This window comes from Streptomyces sp. MUM 2J (genome assembly GCF_022414535.1).
GTDB lineage: Bacteria > Actinomycetota > Actinomycetes > Streptomycetales > Streptomycetaceae > Streptomyces.
On record NZ_JADWYM010000012.1, the window covers coordinates 120680 to 137059 of the forward strand.

At 74.7% G+C, this 16380-nt stretch carries 14 protein-coding genes; 9 read left to right on the forward strand and 5 right to left on the reverse strand.

Annotation, left to right across the window (positions count from 1 at the left end):
• Positions 1 to 103 precede the first annotated feature (103 nt).
• A complete protein-coding gene (locus I3F54_RS13660; RefSeq protein WP_240118988.1) occupies positions 104 to 718 on the forward strand; it encodes a potassium channel family protein in 615 nt (204 codons plus the stop codon).
• Positions 715 to 2124, forward strand: a complete 1410-nt coding sequence (locus tag I3F54_RS13665) for a DUF2252 domain-containing protein (protein ID WP_240118989.1) — start codon at positions 715 to 717, stop codon at positions 2122 to 2124. The genes I3F54_RS13660 and I3F54_RS13665 overlap by 4 nt, the downstream gene beginning before the upstream one ends.
• Before the next feature lie 16 nt (positions 2125 to 2140).
• On the opposite strand, the gene I3F54_RS13670 is transcribed toward I3F54_RS13665, so the two are convergent.
• The 4 genes from I3F54_RS13670 to I3F54_RS13685 form a co-directional block, all read right to left on the reverse strand.
• On the reverse strand, positions 2141 to 2338 hold the full coding sequence (locus tag I3F54_RS13670; RefSeq protein WP_205384868.1) for a hypothetical protein: 198 nt from the start codon (positions 2336 to 2338) through the stop codon (positions 2141 to 2143).
• A 314-nt stretch (positions 2339 to 2652) separates the two neighbouring features.
• Positions 2653 to 5340 (reverse strand): LuxR C-terminal-related transcriptional regulator, encoded by a 2688-nt coding sequence (locus I3F54_RS13675; RefSeq protein ID WP_374205922.1) that lies wholly within the window; start codon positions 5338 to 5340, stop codon positions 2653 to 2655.
• A gap of 241 nt (positions 5341 to 5581) precedes the next feature.
• On the reverse strand, positions 5582 to 7057 hold the full coding sequence (locus I3F54_RS13680; RefSeq protein WP_240118990.1) for an MFS transporter: 1476 nt from the start codon (positions 7055 to 7057) through the stop codon (positions 5582 to 5584).
• 234 nt (positions 7058 to 7291) lie between these two features.
• Positions 7292 to 7813, reverse strand: a complete 522-nt coding sequence (locus I3F54_RS13685; RefSeq protein ID WP_240119022.1) for a hypothetical protein — start codon at positions 7811 to 7813, stop codon at positions 7292 to 7294.
• A 646-nt stretch (positions 7814 to 8459) separates the two neighbouring features.
• Here I3F54_RS13685 and I3F54_RS13690 point away from each other — a divergent pair.
• From I3F54_RS13690 to I3F54_RS13720, 7 genes are all read left to right on the forward strand, one after another.
• On the forward strand, positions 8460 to 9041 hold the full coding sequence (locus tag I3F54_RS13690; RefSeq protein WP_374205923.1) for a lipoprotein: 582 nt from the start codon (positions 8460 to 8462) through the stop codon (positions 9039 to 9041).
• 310 nt (positions 9042 to 9351) lie between these two features.
• Positions 9352 to 10875, forward strand: a complete 1524-nt coding sequence (locus I3F54_RS13695) for an ATP-binding protein (protein WP_240118992.1) — start codon at positions 9352 to 9354, stop codon at positions 10873 to 10875.
• Positions 10872 to 11291, forward strand: coding sequence for a roadblock/LC7 domain-containing protein (locus I3F54_RS13700; protein WP_240118993.1), 420 nt, complete (start codon positions 10872 to 10874; stop codon positions 11289 to 11291). Before I3F54_RS13695 ends, I3F54_RS13700 begins: the two co-directional genes overlap by 4 nt.
• A complete protein-coding gene (locus I3F54_RS13705; protein ID WP_240118994.1) occupies positions 11288 to 11647 on the forward strand; it encodes a DUF742 domain-containing protein in 360 nt (119 codons plus the stop codon). The genes I3F54_RS13700 and I3F54_RS13705 overlap by 4 nt, the downstream gene beginning before the upstream one ends.
• Positions 11622 to 12236: an ATP/GTP-binding protein gene (locus I3F54_RS13710; protein WP_240118995.1), complete on the forward strand. Its 615-nt coding sequence runs from the start codon at positions 11622 to 11624 to the stop codon at positions 12234 to 12236. The genes I3F54_RS13705 and I3F54_RS13710 overlap by 26 nt, the downstream gene beginning before the upstream one ends.
• Positions 12233 to 13471 (forward strand): cytochrome P450, encoded by a 1239-nt coding sequence (locus I3F54_RS13715; RefSeq protein WP_240118996.1) that lies wholly within the window; start codon positions 12233 to 12235, stop codon positions 13469 to 13471. The genes I3F54_RS13710 and I3F54_RS13715 overlap by 4 nt, the downstream gene beginning before the upstream one ends.
• On the forward strand, positions 13468 to 14694 hold the full coding sequence (locus tag I3F54_RS13720) for a cytochrome P450 (protein WP_240118997.1): 1227 nt from the start codon (positions 13468 to 13470) through the stop codon (positions 14692 to 14694). Before I3F54_RS13715 ends, I3F54_RS13720 begins: the two co-directional genes overlap by 4 nt.
• 123 nt (positions 14695 to 14817) lie before the next feature.
• On the opposite strand, the gene I3F54_RS13725 is transcribed toward I3F54_RS13720, so the two are convergent.
• The gene (locus I3F54_RS13725; RefSeq protein ID WP_240118998.1) at positions 14818 to 16320 is read right to left on the reverse strand and encodes a helix-turn-helix domain-containing protein; all 1503 of its coding nucleotides are present in this window, start codon (positions 16318 to 16320) and stop codon (positions 14818 to 14820) included.
• Between the last annotated feature and the right edge of the window lie 60 nt (positions 16321 to 16380).

The window sequence follows — 16380 nt, forward strand, 5'->3', positions numbered from 1 at the left end:
CCGCGCGGCGGGTCACCCGTGGCGGGTGATCCGCCGGACGGGCGGGAACGGTGGGCTGGACTGGGCAGGGTCCGCCGGACGCGGAGGGAGGACGTGCCACGCCATGACCGATCCGGCATCCCGTGCGGAGGGCACCGGGGAAGAAGGCTCCCGGCCGGACACGGCCGACCGTTCCGGCCGGCTGGCGGCGGCCGTGGCGCTGACGCGACCCGGCCTCTTCACGGTCGGCCTCGTCACCGCCTACTACCTGCTGCCCCTCGACGGGGGCCTCACGGGCGGGAGCATCGCGGGGCTGGTGTGCGGACTGCTCGCCGTCACCACCGTCTTCGTCTGGGAGGTGCGGACCATCGTCCGCTCGTCCCACCCACGGCTCCAGGCCGTCGAGGCCCTGGCGGTCACCGTGGCGCTGTACCTGATCCTCTTCGCCAGCGCCTACCACCTGCTGGACCGCTCCGCGCCGGACACCTTCAGCGAACCGCTGACCCGGACCGACGCGCTCTACTACACGCTGACCACGTTCGCCACCGTCGGGTTCGGTGACATCACCGCCCGCTCCCAGACGGGGCGGGTACTGACGATGCTGCAGATGACCGGCGGACTGATCCTCGCCGGAGTCGCCGCCCGGATCCTCACGCACGCCGTGCAGACGGGGCTGCGGCGGCAGGGAAGGCAGCCGCCGGAACCCGGCGACGGCCGGGATGCGGAGGCTCGACCATGACGACACCGACCACCCCGACGACCTCGCTGTCCCCGGCCGAGCGGGCCGCGTACGGCAGGAGCGCCCGTCAACGCGTCCCCCGTTCCGCGCACGGCCGGTTCGCGCCGGGCACGGACCGGTTCGACCCGGTCGACGTGGTCGAACGCCAGTCGGCCACCCGCGTGCCGGAACTGGTCCCGATCCGCTACGGACGCATGCTCGAATCCCCGTTCCGGTTCTACCGGGGCGCTGCCGCGATCATGGCGGCGGACCTGGGGCGGCTGCCGGACACCGGGCTGACGGTACAGCTCTGCGGAGACGCCCACCTGTTGAACTTCCGGCTGCTGGCCTCCCCCGAACGGCACCTCGTGTTCGACATCAACGACTTCGACGAGACCCTGGCCGGCCCCTTCGAATGGGACGTCAAACGGCTCGCCGCCAGCTTCGCGATCGCGGGCCGGGCCAACGGATTCTCCGTCGGGGAGCAGGACGACGCCGTACGGGCATGCGTGGGGGCCTACCGGGCGCGTATGCGGAAGCTCGCCGGGATGCGCACGCTGGACGTGTGGTACGCGCAGGACGACATGGACCGGATACGTGAGCTGCAGAGGTCGTCGATCAGCAAGGAGGCCAGGCGCCGCGCCGCCCGGGCGTCGTCCCGGGCCCGGACGCGCACCGGACTGCAGGCCTTCGCCAAGCTGACCCGGGCCACGCCCGAGGGACGGCGGATCACACCGGATCCCCCGCTGATCACCCCCCTGCGCGACCTGCTGGCCGACACGTCCCACGACGACCAGGAGAGGGAGCTCAGGACCGTGCTGGAGCGGTATGCGCGGACCCTGTCGTCCGAACGCAGGCACCTGCTGCACCACTTCCACCTGGTGGACATGGCCCGCAAGGTGGTCGGGGTCGGCAGCGTCGGCACACGCTGCTGGATCCTGCTCATGCTCGGCAGGGACGTCGACGACCCCCTGCTGCTCCAGGCCAAGGAGGCGCAGGAGTCGGTGCTGGCGGCGCACACCGGTGGCGCCCCCTTCGACAACCAGGGCCGCCGGGTGGTGGAGGGACAGCGGCTGATCCAGACCACCAGCGACATCTTCCTGGGCTGGACCCATGTGGTGGGCCTCGACGGGCGCGGCCGGGACTTCTACGTGCGCCAACTGCGCGACTGGAAGGGCATCGCCCGCCCGGAGACCATGGACGCGGGCCTGCTGGCGCTGTTCGGGCAGCTGTGCGGGGCGAGCCTGGCCCGGGCCCACGCCCGCTCCGGCGACCCCGTCGCCATCGCGGCCTACCTGGGCGGCGGCGACCGCTTCGACCGGGCGCTCGGCGACTTCGCTCAGGCCTACGCGGACCTGAACGAGCAGGATTTCCGGGCACTGGCCGGAGCCGCCCGATCGGGCCGGGTCCACGCGGCCGAACAGTGACGGCCCACCGGTACGGTCAGTCGGGCAGCTGCCGCATCTCCACCACCCGCAGGCCCAGCGACTGGAAGCGCGCCAGCAGCCCGTACAGGTGCCCCTCGTCGGCGACGGGACCGTAGAGCAGGGTCTGCTCGTGGATCAGGACATGGCGAAGCTCCGGGAACGCCTTGGCCAGCGTCTCCGACATGTGTCCCGCGACGCGGATCTCGTAGCGCATGTGCTGCTCTCCCGCCGACGGCCGACGGCCGGCCCACCGGGCTCTGCCGGGCCTCACCCTGCATCGTCCCGCCCGAGCGGGGTGCCGGGCCTCACCCGGCGAAGGTGAGCCGGGGCCGAGGGCGCCGGCGGTGACTCCACGCTCGACCGGCGTCGACGGGGTCGCGCGAGGCGCCGGGACGCACGGCCGAGGGGCGGGTACGCGCACCGTGCCGGCGCGGCCGGGGGGCCGCGACACCTCTGGCACTCCGGCCGACGCCGATCGCTTCGTCACACGATCCCGGAGGTCGCCGTGTGCCCGGCAGCCGCGGGCGGTCACAGCAGGCGCAGCTCGCGTGCGCGCCGCACGGCGTCGTGACGGCGGTTCACTCCCAGCTTGCGGTAGACGTTCTTGAGGTGGGTCTTCACCGTGTTCACCGAGACGAACAGGTCGCCGGCGATCTCCTCGGTCGACATCATCTGGGCGAGCCGCGTCAGGACGTCGCGCTCGCGGTCGCTCAGCTGCTCCACCGGCAGGGCCACGGGCTCGGGCTGCCGGCCGGGCGACTCTCCGGGCGCCGCGGGCCCCGGCGTGAACCAGCCGCCGCTCAGGCGCTGCAGCGGTGCCGTCGCCAGGTAGCCGCCGAGCCACGGCCCCGCTTCCAGAAAGGGCCGGCGCAGCCGCTCGCGCCGTGCGTCCACGAGGGCACGGGCGAGCAGCCGGCGCGTGGCGGCCGCGTCCGTCTCCGCGTTCGCGATCTGTGCCCGCAGCAGCGTCGCGCGGACGCGCACCGCGGGGCCGACACGTTCCTCGGCGGTGACACCGTCGAGCGCGTCGAGGGCCCGGGGCCGGTCTCCTGCCGCCAGGCGGGCCCGTGCCAGGCCCACCGCGCACTCCGGCAGTTCCTGCGCCGCCTCCCGCAGCACCTCGGCGGCGGCGTCCGGACGGCCCTCCGCCAGGTGGGCGGCCGAGGCGGTCAGCGCGGCGTGACCGGCCGCCCAGGGTGAGGCGGTGACGGTCCGCGCAGCCGGCCCGGCGGCCGCCGGCGCGGCCCGTGCCCTGCCCCGGGCCGGCAGCAGCCGGGCCCGCACGATCGCCCGGAACGCTGCCGTGACCGGGTCCTGCGCCGCCGGCTCGGGCGTCCGGTCGAGGAGGGCCTGTGCCTGGGCCGGTTCGTCCCTCTCAAGAGCCACCGCGGCCAGGACCAGCCGGGCGAGTCCGGCGCCCGGGGACGGAGGCAGGTGGTGACGCTCGGTCTCGGCCGTCGCCGCGAGGGCGTTCCGCTCCGCCCGGCCCGGCCAGCCCATGAGGTGGTCGATCAGCGCCAGATGGGCCAGCGCCTCCTGCCGGGGCACGGCCGTGGCGGCACCTCCCTGTCCTGCGGCCACCTCGGTGAGGACGGCGCGCGCCTCGTCGAAGCGCCCGCTCCACACGCGCGTCGACCCCAGGTGCGTCAGCAGCAGGGCGGGAAGCTCGGGGTGCTGGTCGAGGAGGTGGGCGGGAACCTCGCGCTGGAGCTCGCGGGCCGCCCGGGCGGCCCGTTCCGCACGGTCGGGGTCCCCGGTCAGCCGGGCCGCCAGGGTCTGGAGCAGCGCGCAGCTCAGCCGTGCGGCAGGACCGGAGTCGTCGGCGGTGAGCTGCTCCTCGGCACCGTGCAGGCGGGCCAGACCCCGTTCGAGGTCGAGGTGGGACAGGTCGCGGGCCGCGCGGACGAGGTCCGTCGCGGCGCAGCCCGCGCCGGGTTCCATGCCGGCGAACGGGTCGGTCCGGTCCTCGGAGCGCAGCCCGGTGAACAACTGCCCGACGGCCAGGTCGTCGACGACGGCCCGGGCGGTGAACTCCCAGTCCCCCGCTGCGGCGCCGTGGGCCAGCATCTCCGGGAGCGGGCCGGACCGCCGCAGCCACCGCGCGGCGCGCCGGTGCAGTTCGGGTTCCAGACCGGGTGTCCGCTCCCGCAGGTGAGCGCGGAGGATCTCGCGGAACAGCGGGTGGAGACGGTACCAGCCGTGGCCGAGGTCCTCGACGAACGCGTTCTGTCGGTGCAGCCCGGCGAGGAGCGGCGCCGCATCGGTCCGGCCCGTGAGGGCGTCGGCGAGTTCGGCCCGGAAGCCGTCCAGCACGCTGGCACGCAGCAACAGGTCCTGGGTCTGCGGCGGCTGCCGCTTGAGCACCTCGGCCAGCAGATAGTCGGCGACCACGCTGTGGCCCGCCTCGAACTCTCCGAGGTACCGCTCGGGGTCCGGGTCCTGCCCGGCCGCCAGAGCGCACAGTCGCAGCCCGGCCGCCCAGCCCCTGGTGCGTTCCACCAGGTCCCGGGCGGCCCGCCCGGGCAGGCGCAGCCCGTGCAGGTCCAGCAGGGTCACCGCCTCCTCGGAGGTGAAGGCCAGTTCGGCGTCCCGGATCTCGGTCACCTCACCGGCCGTCCGGTACCGGTGCAGCGGCAGCAGCGGCTCGGTTCGGGTGAGGAGGATGAGGCGGAGTCCGGGGGCGGCATGGTGGAGAACGAACTCCACCTGTTCCGAGACCTCGCACACGGTGTGGTCGTACTCGTCGAGCACCACGGTCGCGGGGTTGTCGTCGCTGCTCAGCCGTGCGGCGAGCTGGTGCAGCAGCGTGGGGGGCACCTGACCGGCGTCGGTGGGGAAGCCGATGTCGGCGGGCAGGGGCATGCCGCTGGTCCGCAGGGCCTGCAGCAGGTGGGCCCAGAACATGCCGGGCCGCCGGATCGCCGGGTCGAGGGTGAGCCAGGCGACCGGCTGCGCCAGTTCGGCTGCCCAGTCGGCGACCAGCAGGGTCTTGCCCGCGCCGGCGGCGCCGTTGACCATCGTCAGCGGGGTCAGCAGCCCCTCGTCGAGGTGCTTGACCAGCCGTTCGCGCCGCAGGAACGTGCCGGGTCGCGCCGGTGGGGTGAACCGCGTCCGCAGGAACGGGTCGCCCACCGGGTCGACGTCGGTGTCGGCAGGATCGTGCTGGGGTCGGTCGCTCTCCGCCACCATGTTCACCACCCGTGTGCGCCAGGCCATGAACTCCTTCCCCACCAGCTTCGCAGTCTTCCCGCGCGCGGGCGTGCCGGACAGGGCCGGAAGGGGGGCCTTCCGGGACCCCCGAGTTGCCGGGCCGTCGTGTCCGGCCACCCCCGGGACGGCCTCCGGCCGGCTCTCCGTACGTGCCGCCGGGGACCGGGGGCCGAGCCCGGTCCCCGGTTGCGCCCGCGGCCGCTGGGAAGCCGTGGTGGACGGGCTGCCCTCGGCCGCGCGCCCCCGGTCAACACCGGCCGGCGTGCGTGTGGCGGTGCGGCCGGTCCCCGGGACCGGACCCGCCGTCGTCCTGCCGGTCGCGCCGCCAGTCCGCGACGGCGACGGCGACGGCGGCGAACATCGCGGCGGGAGCGGCGCCCACGGCGAGGGACGCGGCGGCCGGGTAGTCGTCGCCGGTGGCGTTCAGCACCAGGTAGAACAGGCCCGGCAGCAGCGCCGTGCCGATCGCGCCGCCCAGCCGCTGGCCGGTCTGCAGGGCGCCGCCCGCCGCCCCCGCCATGTGGACCGGGACATCCCGCAGGGTCATCGTGATGTTCGGGGAGACGACACATCCGCTGCCCAGGCCGGCGACGAGCAGGGCGGGCAGCGCGAACCAGACCACCGTCCCGGTGGGGGCGAACCTCAGGAGCAGGGACGCGGCCCCCAGCCCGGCCATCACCGCCACCAGCCCGCACACCGTCAGCAGCCGGCCCAGCCGCTCCACGAACCGGCCCGACACCACGGCCGCCGTCGCCGAGCCGATCGCGAACGGCGTCACCGCCAGCCCGGACTGCAGGGGCGAGTAGCCGAGGCCGTTCTGGAAGAACAGCGCGAAGACCAGCCACACCCCGCTGAAACCGACGAAGTACAGCGTGGCGAGCACGGCCCCGGGCATGTATCCGCGGGTGCTGGTGGCCAGGCGCGGGTCGAGCAGGGGCTGCCCGCCGCGCGCGGTGACGCGGCGCTCCCAGCGGGTGAAGCCGGCCAGCAGGGCGGCGCCCGCCGGGAACAGCCACCACATCCGGCGCACTCCTCCGGCCTCGGCGAACACCAGCGGCAGCATGAGGGCCAGGACCCCTGCCCCGAGCAGGGCCACACCGGTCAGGTCGAGACGCCGGCCCCGGCCGGGCGCCACCCGCGGCAGGAACCGTATGCCCAGGAACAGGGCGGCCAGGCCGACCGGCACATTGACGTAGAAGATCCAGCGCCAGCCGTCCGCGCCGGACGCCAGGGTCAGGATGAGGCCCCCGGTGACGGGGCCGACGGCCGCGGACACGCCGACCGTGGCGCCGAAGAGGCCGAAGGCACGGCCGCGCTCGGCACCGCGGAACATCTGCTGGATCAGCGCGGAGTTCTGCGGGGCGAGGCAGCCCGCTGCCACGCCCTGCGCGATCCGGGCGAGGACGAGCAGCAGGATGGTGGCGGCGGCCCCGGCTGCAGCGCTGCACGCCACGAAGCCTCCGAGCGCCCACAGGAAGATGCGGCGCCTGCCCATCGCGTCGCCGAGGCGCCCGGCCGGCACCAGGGCCAGGGCGAACGCCAGGGCGTAGCCGGAGACGACCCACTGCACCGAGGCCACGGAGGCGTGCAGGTCGTGCTGGAGGGTGGGCAGGGCCACGGCGACGATCGTCACGTCGAGCAGGCTCATGAACCCGGTCACCAGCGTCACCCACAGGGCCTTCCACCGCTGCCGGCCGGGCTCCCCCGTCGCCTCGGGTACCACGAGGGCTCCTCTCCTCCGCCGCCGCGCCGGGCGCGCATGCCGGACCCCCCGGACGGTCCGGCGCCGCGCCTTACAGATGCGTCACCCGTCGGCGCGCGGTGAAACGGTGCGGGCGGGAGGTTCCTTCGACGGGGCGACGCCGGCCGGCGTGGCGGAGGCCGGGAGGTGCTGGTTGCGGCGGTGCGAGGGCCCCTTCGCGGGCCGGATCGGCGGGGTCCCGGTCGACGGTGGTCGTCAGGCCGTCAGGCCCTGGCCCGGGGCGAGGCGGCTCAGGAGCTGGTCGCGGTGGAGACCCGCCACCGGGGCGAGCAGGTCGGGGTGGCGCAGGAGGGCCGCCGCACGCCGGTCGGTCTCGTCGGGGGCCAGCAGGCGGCGGAAGTGGACGGCGGTGCCGGCCGTGTGGTCGCCACCGGCGAGCGCGGCGACGGCCCGCCGGGCGAGGTCCGGGTCGGCGAGCAGGCAGGCCGCCCAGCTCGCGACGGCCTCGTCCACCCACGTGCGCCACTCCTGCCCGTCGGCGTCTGCGGCGGAGCCCGCGCCCGTGATCCGGTCGAGGCGCGCCGCACCGCCGGGTCCGGAGATGCCGACCAGGGCCACGTCCATCGAGGTGGGGTGGCGCAGCCAGGCGGCGACCGTCACTGCCTGCCGGGCCTGGACCTCGCACAGCACGGCGGAGAGCGCGCCGCCGCACGCCGGGTAGGCACGGGTCAGCCACTGGGCGGTCGCCGCGATGATCGGGGAGAGGTCTGCGTGCACTGCCGGGTCGTCCGAGTCGCTGCCGGGGGCGGGGAACCCCCGGAACGGTAGTCGCTCCCCCGGGTTCGGGACCATGCCGTCGGCCACACCCGCACGGTCGCCGGAGACGCTGCGGACGACTCGGAGGACCCGCACCGCCGGGCACCCCGACACGCCCGCGCACCTCGGCACGGCGCCCCCGAAGGCGGACAAGTTGCTGGTCAAGCCGACGGGTGGGCCAGTCGCACGCCCGCGGCCGGCAGACGTCCCGGGGCACGGCAGCCCCTGAAGGGACACCGGTGTTCTTGCGGGTCACGCCGGATCACGGCTGCCGGGCCTGCCGGCAACCCGTCCCGGGCCGCGGAAGGACTCTCACGGTTGGGTTTCGCGCGGTCCTGCAAGAGGGCCGCCGGCCTCCGGGCCCGGCATGACCGTTCCCCCTGCACGACCGACCCGGCACGGAGGCGTCCCGGACGTATGCCGGCCCCCGGTGCACCCGGGGGCGGCACGTCTCACGCGCTCGGATACCGTGGCCGCCCGGCTGATCACGAGGGGAGAACGGACCATGCGGGGTAGGACCGGGGCGGGGTGGCGCGCTGCGGCCCCCGTGCTGATGCTGGCGGGTGCGCTGACCGGGTGTGGGCAGTCGGGCGGAGGAGACGCGGACGTGGCCGCGTCCCCGTCGTCGGCGGCGGCGTCGGCAACGGCAACGGCAACGGCGACCTCCGGGACGGCCGCCCCGAGCGGCGGAAGCGTGGGCGCCGCCGGCTCGCCCTGCCCGCTTCCCGTCGTGTTCGACATCGCCCGCGGATGGAGGGCGAAGGCCGTCGAGGTACCGCCCCCGGCGGACGTCCAGGCCGAGGACCTGGAGGAACTGCTGCGCCAGGGCCCGGTCACCCTGGCGTGCGAGATCGACGCGAAGCCCGCCGGGAACATCGGCTTCCTGCGCGTGTGGACGGGCAAGCCCGGCAGGGCCGACGCCCGCGGCGTGCTGGAGGCCTTCGTGGACGCCGAGAAGGGCACGAGCGGGGCGACGTACCGGAGGTTCACCTCCGGCGGCCTCGCCGGTGTGGAGGTCGCGTACCTGCACACCGGCGGGCTACCGGACGAGGCGAAGAAGGAGAACGCCCTCGCCGTCACCACGGACCGGGGGCCGGTCGTCCTGCACCTCGGGGGCATGGACGACGAGGAGCACCGGGCGATGCTGCCTGCGTTCGAGCTGGCCCGGAACACCCTTCACACCGTCTGACGGGAGCGCACCGGCGGCCCTCCGCCGCCCACCGCGCCACCCGCCACCCGGTGGCCGGCGACGAGGCGGAGGGGCGGAGGGGCGAAGGGGTGGTGCCCGACCGTACCCGGAGGCACACCACGGCCGGACGGCCACGATCGCCACGGCATTTCCGACAGTTGTGGCAGAAGTGAGCGGCGGGCGAAAAGTTTCGGAGGGAAGTCCCACCCGACCGTGCGAGACCGGTCGATGACGGTGTGTACTGTGCAGCGGACACCTCGACAGAGGAAACCCGAGCCCTCCCCTGCCCGCTTCCTCCTGGAACCATTTCATGATTGAAATACCGGACCTGGTGGCCGGCGGCCTCGCCGCCGGCACGCTGTCCGCACTCGCCCTGGGCGGCGGGCTGCTGCACGCCCGACGTCAACTGACCCGGCAGCGAGCTGAGTCGGCCGCGTTGCGCAGGCAACACGACGAAGCCACGCGGGCGTTCATCACCGAGATCGACCATCTGGCCTCCCGGCGACTGCCGGCGGCGGCCCGCGCACTCGCCCATCCGCACGTGGTGGTCCCCGGCCCGCTGGACCCGCAGACCACCGGCACGCCGCTCGGCCTGGCCCTCGACGGCGTCCTGCAGGGCCTGCGCGCGGAACTCGCCGCGCAGCACGTCCGCGTCGACGCCGCGGCGCAGGCCGGGATGCGCGGCGCCACCCGGGAGATCCAGGCGGCCCTCTACCGCCTGCAGGACGCGCTACGCGGACTCCAGCAGCAGTACGACGACCCGGAACTGGCGCAGACGCTGTTCCGGCTGGACCACGAGAACGAGCAGTCGCTGCGGCGCGCCCAGGTCGCGGCCGTCGTCTGCGGTGCCTGGGTCGGACTCGCCCGCGAGGAGTCCCACCTGGTCGACGCGGTCACCGGCGGTCAGGCCCGGCTCGCCGGCTACCGGCGGGTCACCGTGCACAACCATCTGCAGCCGGGCACCGCCCTGGTCTCGCACGCGGTCGAGCCGGTCGCCATCATCACCGCCGAACTCCTCGACAACGCGTTGCGGCACTCCTCCCCCGACACCGACGTCCTGGTGAGCCTGGAGCACGTGCACCACGGTGTGTGCGTCACCGTCGACGACGCCGGTGTCGGCATGACGCCCGACGAGCGCGAGCGCGCCCAGCGGCTGGTGGCGGGCCGCGAGCCGATCCTGCTGACCGACCTCGGGGATCCGCCGCGGATGGGGCTGGCCGCGATCGGTCAGCTGACCCGGCAGTTCGACCTGAGCGTCGACATCTCCACGCCCTCCCCCTACGGCGGTGTCCGGGCCGTCCTGCTGGTCGCCGAGCACCTCCTCAGCCGGATCGACCCCACCGAACGGCCGCCCGCGGCCAGCGCCCCGCGCTCCACCCGCGAAGGCACCTCCGAGCGGCACACCGTCCACGTCACCGCGCCCCCGGCCGGGCCGGCGGACGGCGGTGCCCGGCAGGACCCGGTCCACACCCCGGCCGACGCCCCGGCCCACACGTACGGGGCGGAGCCGCCCGGTACCGGCACCCCTCGCGTCCCGGCGCACGACGCGCCCACCGGCGTCCCGGGCGTCCCCCCGCACGACGACCCGCACGGAGACGCACTCGACACCGGCGGCCTGCCGCGGCGGCGCCGCCGCACCCCGATGGCCACCGGGCAGGAACCCGCACCGCAACCCCCGGCACCACAGCCCGCCGCCCCCCACCGCCCGGAACAGGCCGCCGCCGCGCTGGGCGCACTCCAGTCCGCCACGGCCGCGGCCCGCGCGGCGGGGGACCCCGCACACACACCGAACGACAGCGATCACACCGACCACGAAGGGGGAGCGGCTCGATGACCAACCGCGACACGGGCGACACGGCATGGGTGCTGGAGCCGATCCTGCAGGTGCCGCACGTGGTGGCTGCCGTCCTGCTGACCCGGGACGGACTCGTGACCGGGTACACGGACTCGCTCAGCCAGCCCTCGGCGGAGCGGGTGGCCGCGATCACCTCGACGGTGCAGGGAGCGTGCCGCACGGCCGCGGCGGCGTTCGCCGACGCCGACCGGGCCGAGGTGCGCCAGGTGGTCATCGAGTCCGACCACGGGTACGTGCTGATCGTGCCGACGGACCACGGCACCTGTGTGGCCGCGTACGGCGACGCCGAGGTGCGCCTGGACCTGCTGGCCCACCGGGTGCACTCGCAGGTGGCGCGGCTGGCCGAGAAGGCGATGGTGGCCGCGCCCCGGGGAGTCGACGGCGCGCCGGTATGACGGGACGTCCGGGCGGCCGTCCCCTGGTGCCCGCCTATCTGGCGACCGGCGGCGCGGCCCGGCACCCCCGGCTGCGTCTGGAGCGGCTCTCGCTGCTCCGGCGCAGCGACCGGGCGGTGCCCGAAGGGCTGCCCCCCGCTCACCTCGCCCTGCTGGACGAGCTGGCCGACGGGGCGCTCACGGCGGTGGAGGCCGCGGCACTGCTGCGGCTGCCGTTCTCCGCCGTACGGGTCCTGGCCGGCGAACTCGTCGACCAGGACCTGCTGGTGGCCCGTGCGCCGATCCCGCCCGCCGAACGGTTCGACCCCGACCTGCTGAAGAGAGTGGCCGATGGCCTCCGCGCCCTCAAGCACTAGCCGCATCCACCTGCCGGACACCGCTCGCGACCTGGTGAAGATCCTGGTCACGGGCCCCTTCGGGGTGGGCAAGACGACATTGATCGACTCGGTGTCGGAGATCCGCCCGCTGCACACCGAGGAGCATCTCACCGAGGCGTCCGCGCAGGTGGACGATGTCGACGGGGTGCGGGACAAGGCGACGACCACCGTCGCCATCGACTTCGGCCGGATCAGCCTGCCGGACGGGATCGTGCTGTACCTGTTCGGCACGCCCGGCCAGGAGCGGTTCCGGCCGCTGTGGGACGACATCGCCTACGGCGCCCTCGGCGCGCTCGTCCTCGTCGACAGCCGCCGCGTGGACGCCTCGTTCGACGTGCTCGGGCTGGTGGAGGAGTCGGGGCTGCCGTACGCGGTGGCCTTCAACGCCTTCCCGGACGCGCCCCGGCACTACACCGAGGACCAGCTGCGTGCCGCCTTGGACCTGGACCCGGGCACGCCGATGGTGACATGCGACGCGCGGGAGGCGAACTCCTCCCTCGACGCGCTGCTCGCCCTGGTCCAGCACCTGATCAACCGTCAGACACGCACCGACACGGAGCCCCTGTGACCACCTATCCCGCTGCCCAGGAGGCGTTCTCCCGCTCGGCGCCGGTGCGCCTGTGGGAGGACGGCTTCGCGTGCGACCCGGACCGCTACTACGCCGCCCTGCGCGCCCAGGGGCCCGTCGGCTGGGCCGAGCTGGCGCCCGGCGTGCCCGCCTATCTGGTCACCGGCCGGCAGGCGGCTCTGGACGTCCTGCGCGACACGGCGACGTTCTCCCACGACCCGCGCCCCTGGGAGGCGACGGTCGCGGACGACTCCCCCGTGCTGGGCATGATGCGGTGGCGGCCCAACGCCCTGTTCGCCGACGGCGCCGCCCACGTCCGGTACCGCACCACGCTGATCGACATCTTCGACCTCGTCGAACCGCACGACCTCCGCGCCCGGGTGCACCGGGCGGTGCGGCTGCTGGCGGCCCGCATCGGCCCGCTGGGGGAGGCCGACCTGGTGGGCGGCTTCGCGCGGCCGCTGATGGCGCTGGTCTTCAACGACCTGTTCGGGCTGCCCGACAGCTACGGCGAGCGGCTGAACGCGGGTCTGGGCAAGATGATGGAGGGCGGCGCGCAGGCCGCCGAGGGCGAGGCGGAGTACGGGCGGTACGTGCTGGAACTCGTCGCGGCCAGGACGGAACGGCGCGGCGAGGACCTGCCGAGCCGGCTGCTCGACCATCCGGCCGCGCTCAGCGCCGACGAGGTCACCTGGCAGGTCTTCCTGACCCTCGGTGCCGGCTACGAGCCGACCGCGAACCTGGTGTCCAACGCGTTCTCCCGCATTCTCGGCAATCCCGCCTACTACTCGACGCTGACCAGCGGTGCCCGGCCGGTCATGGACGCGGTGGCGGAGGTGCTGCACCACGAGACGCCGCTGACCAACTACGGCGTCTACTACTCCCGCCGGCCGATGTCGTTCCACGGGGTGTGGCTGCGGGCCGCGGTGCCGGTGGTGGTGGCCTTCGGCGCGCTGGCCCGCGCCGCCGAGCTGAGCCACGGCGCCGACCGGCTCCCGAACGACGCCTCGCACCTGTCATGGGGGGCCGGCCCGCACGCCTGCCCGGTCAGGCAGCACGCCCTGCTGATCGCCACGGAGGCGATCGAGCGGCTCACCCAGTGGTTGCCCGACATGGAGCCGGTACTGCCGCGCGAGCAGCTGACCTGGCGGCCCGGTCCCTTCCACCGTTCGCTGACCGCGCTGCCCGTGCGATTCACCCCCCGCACCCTCGACCAGGCAGGAGACCTGTCGTGACCGTGACCGACCGCATCCCCCTCGACCCGTTCGGCGCCGACATCCCCGCCGAGAGCGCCCGGCTGCGCGCCCTCGGCACGATCGTGCCCGTCGAACTGCCGGGCGGGATACCGGCCTGGGCACCCACCCGCTACGACACCCTGAAGGAGCTGGTCCTGGACCCGCGGGTGAGCAAGGACCCGCGCCGGCACTGGCGGTTGTGGCCGGAGATCGGCGAGCACCCGTCGTGGGGATGGATCCTGGGCTGGGTCGGTGTGGTCAACATGCTCTCCACCTACGGCGCGGACCACGCCCGGCTGCGCAAGCTGGTCGCACCGAGCTTCACCCACCGCCGTACCGAGGACCTGCGCAAGCGCGTGGAGGCGATCACCGCCGAACTCCTGGACGAGCTGGCCGCCGGCGGTGCGGACGGGCAGGTCGTGGACGTGAAGGCGGCGTTCGCCCACGAACTGCCGATGCAGATCATCTGTGAGCTGTTCGGCGTGCCGGAGGAGCTGCGGGAGGCGAACGTCCGGCTCGTCGCCGCCATCATGGACACCTCCGACCCGTCACCCGAGCACGCCGCGTTCGTGCAGGAGCAGATCGGACAGGTGCTCGGCGCGCTCATCGCGCACAAGCGGGACCAGCCCGGCGACGACATGACCACCGAGCTGATCCGGGTGCGCGACGAGGACGGTGACCGGCTCAGCGACGAGGAGTTGCTGTACACGCTGCTGCTGGTCATCGGGGCCGGTTTCGAGACGACCGTCAATCTCATCGGCAACGCGGTCGTCGCGCTGCTGCGCGACCCCGAGCAGCTCGCCGCGGTGCGGGCGGGCCGGATCGGGTGGGAGGGGGTCGTCGAGGAGACGCTGCGGGTGCATCCGTCGATCGCCTCGCTGCCGCTGCGGTTCGCGGTGAGCGACCTGACCGTGGGTGACGTCACCGTCCCGGCCGGGGACGCGATCATCACCACGTACGCGGCGGCCGGCCTGGACCCCGAGCACTACGGCCCCGGCGCGGACGTCTTCGACGCGGCGCGCGGCGCCGACGACCACATGGCGTTCGGGATCGGTGTGCACCGGTGCATCGGTGCGCCGCTGGCCCGGATGGAGGCCCTGACGGCGCTTCCCGCACTGTTCGACCGATTCCCCGACCTGCGGCTCGCCGACACCGCGCTGGAGCAGGTGCCGTCGTTCATCGCGTTCGGATGGCAGGAGATCCCCGTGCGGCTCGGGGACTGACGGCGTGGCAGGAGCCCCACCGGTCCCCCGTTCCGGTCGGGCCCCTGCGGCCGTTCCACGAACCTATGTGGACGGCGGGGCGTGTGTGAACCGTCTTCGTGCCCGGTCCGCGGGCGCGGGGGCTCACCCGTGCACAGGTGCGCCCTGATCGCCCCGTTCCTCCGGGCCGAGGGCGGGCGGCCGGAGGTCCCCCGTGGCCAGATGGGCGAGGACGACCTCGTACAGGTCCCGGCCGCCGGCCAGCAGTTGGCGTTCGAGGACGGGCTCGGCACCGCGGACGTGTTCGCGGACGGTCTGGGCGTGGACGCCGAGCCGCTGCGCGGCCCGCTCGGCGTTGCCATCGGCGGCGATCCAGGCGCGCATCGTGCCCCGCAGGTCGCGGGCGTCGTCGTCCAGGCGCCGCAGCAGGTCGTGCGCCCAGGCGCGGACCGCGGGACCGGCGAGGAGATCGGCGAAGCGGGCGGTGACGGCGGGGGCACTCGCCTCCTCCTGGCCGGGGAGGCAGATCTGGGCGTTCAGCGCGAGGTGGACGGCCGCGCGGGCGGTGAGGTCGGAGAAGTCCGCTCCGATCAGGCCCTCGGCACGGGTCATGCGGGCGCGGACGGTGTTGCGGCTCACGCCGAGGACCTTGGCCGCGTTGACTGCGGTGAACTCCAGGCCCAGGCGGGTGGTGGCGAGCAGTTCGCCGCCGACATGGCACGGCAGCTCGTCCAGCGGACGCAGCAGCCGGACGGTCCAGGCAGTGAGCGCCGCGGGGTCCATGAGCCGTTCGGGGTGGGTGCGTTCGGCGTAGACGGCGGCCTTCTCGGGGCGGAAGCGGGCGACGGCGAGGGCGCTGACCGCCTGCCCGTAGGCGCCGGCGGTGCAAGCCAGGCGCTGACGGGTGCTGCCGCCCAGGTAGGCGTCGTGGCGGCGGTCGACGACCGCGCGCAGGGCCTCGTCGGCCGACTCGCCGGGGGCGACGACGATGACATGCGCGTCGACGGCCGGGCAGCGCACCACGAGGGCCTCCTCGCGGGTGGCGGTCAGGCACTCCTCGGCGATGCGGTCGCGGTCCTCGGGGCGCCCCTCGACGACGTAGACGCACGCGGTGTCGGTGTCGAGGAGACCGGGCCAGAGCCCGGCGGCGACCCGGCGGGCGGAGACGGGGTCCTCGACCATGAGCAGTTGGAGGATCGCCAGCCGCAGGTCGGCGGCCGCCTGCCGCAGCCGGTACCCCGTGGCGGCCGACTCGCGGGCCCGCAGCAGGAGTTCGAGGAGGGCGGCGGTGTGGGTGACGACGTCGGCGGCGCTCCGGTCGAAGGGCGTGGTGCGGGAGACGGCCAGCACGCCGGCCGAGTCGGGCAGCCCGACGCGGACGAGCCGCACGTGGTGGCCCTGCCCGTCCCAGGCGGCGGAGGCGATCCGTCCGCGGACGACGTCGGCGGCCAGGCCCTCGTCCACGGGGACCGGCTCTCCCGCGAGCAGGTGCCCCGCGGCGTCCCGCAGGGAGACCGAGGCGCGCACGGTGCCCGAGAGCCAGGCGACGACCTTGCCCGCGTCCCGCCCGGCGGGGCGCAGATGATCGAGGAGCTGCCGGGCCCATACCGGGTCGGCGTCGTATGTCCCTTCCGCTGGGCCCGCCATGTCGGCCTTCTCCTCGTTCCTCGCCGGGATCTCCGCTCTGCCGGGCGGAGGTTACCTCAC

What these genes read in the sequence shown, in the direction of transcription:
- I3F54_RS13670 (WP_205384868.1), bottom strand. Translation starts at nt 2,338, where the DNA reads ATGCGCTACGAGATCCGCGTCGCGGGACACATGTCGGAGACGCTGGCC.
- I3F54_RS13665 (WP_240118989.1), top strand. Translation starts at nt 715, where the DNA reads ATGACGACACCGACCACCCCGACGACCTCGCTGTCCCCGGCCGAGCGG.
- I3F54_RS13725 (WP_240118998.1), bottom strand. Translation starts at nt 16,320, where the DNA reads ATGGCGGGCCCAGCGGAAGGGACATACGACGCCGACCCGGTATGGGCC.
- I3F54_RS13700 (WP_240118993.1), top strand. Translation starts at nt 10,872, where the DNA reads ATGACCAACCGCGACACGGGCGACACGGCATGGGTGCTGGAGCCGATC.
- I3F54_RS13705 (WP_240118994.1), top strand. Translation starts at nt 11,288, where the DNA reads ATGACGGGACGTCCGGGCGGCCGTCCCCTGGTGCCCGCCTATCTGGCG.
- I3F54_RS13710 (WP_240118995.1), top strand. Translation starts at nt 11,622, where the DNA reads ATGGCCTCCGCGCCCTCAAGCACTAGCCGCATCCACCTGCCGGACACC.
- I3F54_RS13675 (WP_374205922.1), bottom strand. Translation starts at nt 5,340, where the DNA reads ATGGCCTGGCGCACACGGGTGGTGAACATGGTGGCGGAGAGCGACCGA.
- I3F54_RS13660 (WP_240118988.1), top strand. Translation starts at nt 104, where the DNA reads ATGACCGATCCGGCATCCCGTGCGGAGGGCACCGGGGAAGAAGGCTCC.
- I3F54_RS13695 (WP_240118992.1), top strand. Translation starts at nt 9,352, where the DNA reads ATGATTGAAATACCGGACCTGGTGGCCGGCGGCCTCGCCGCCGGCACG.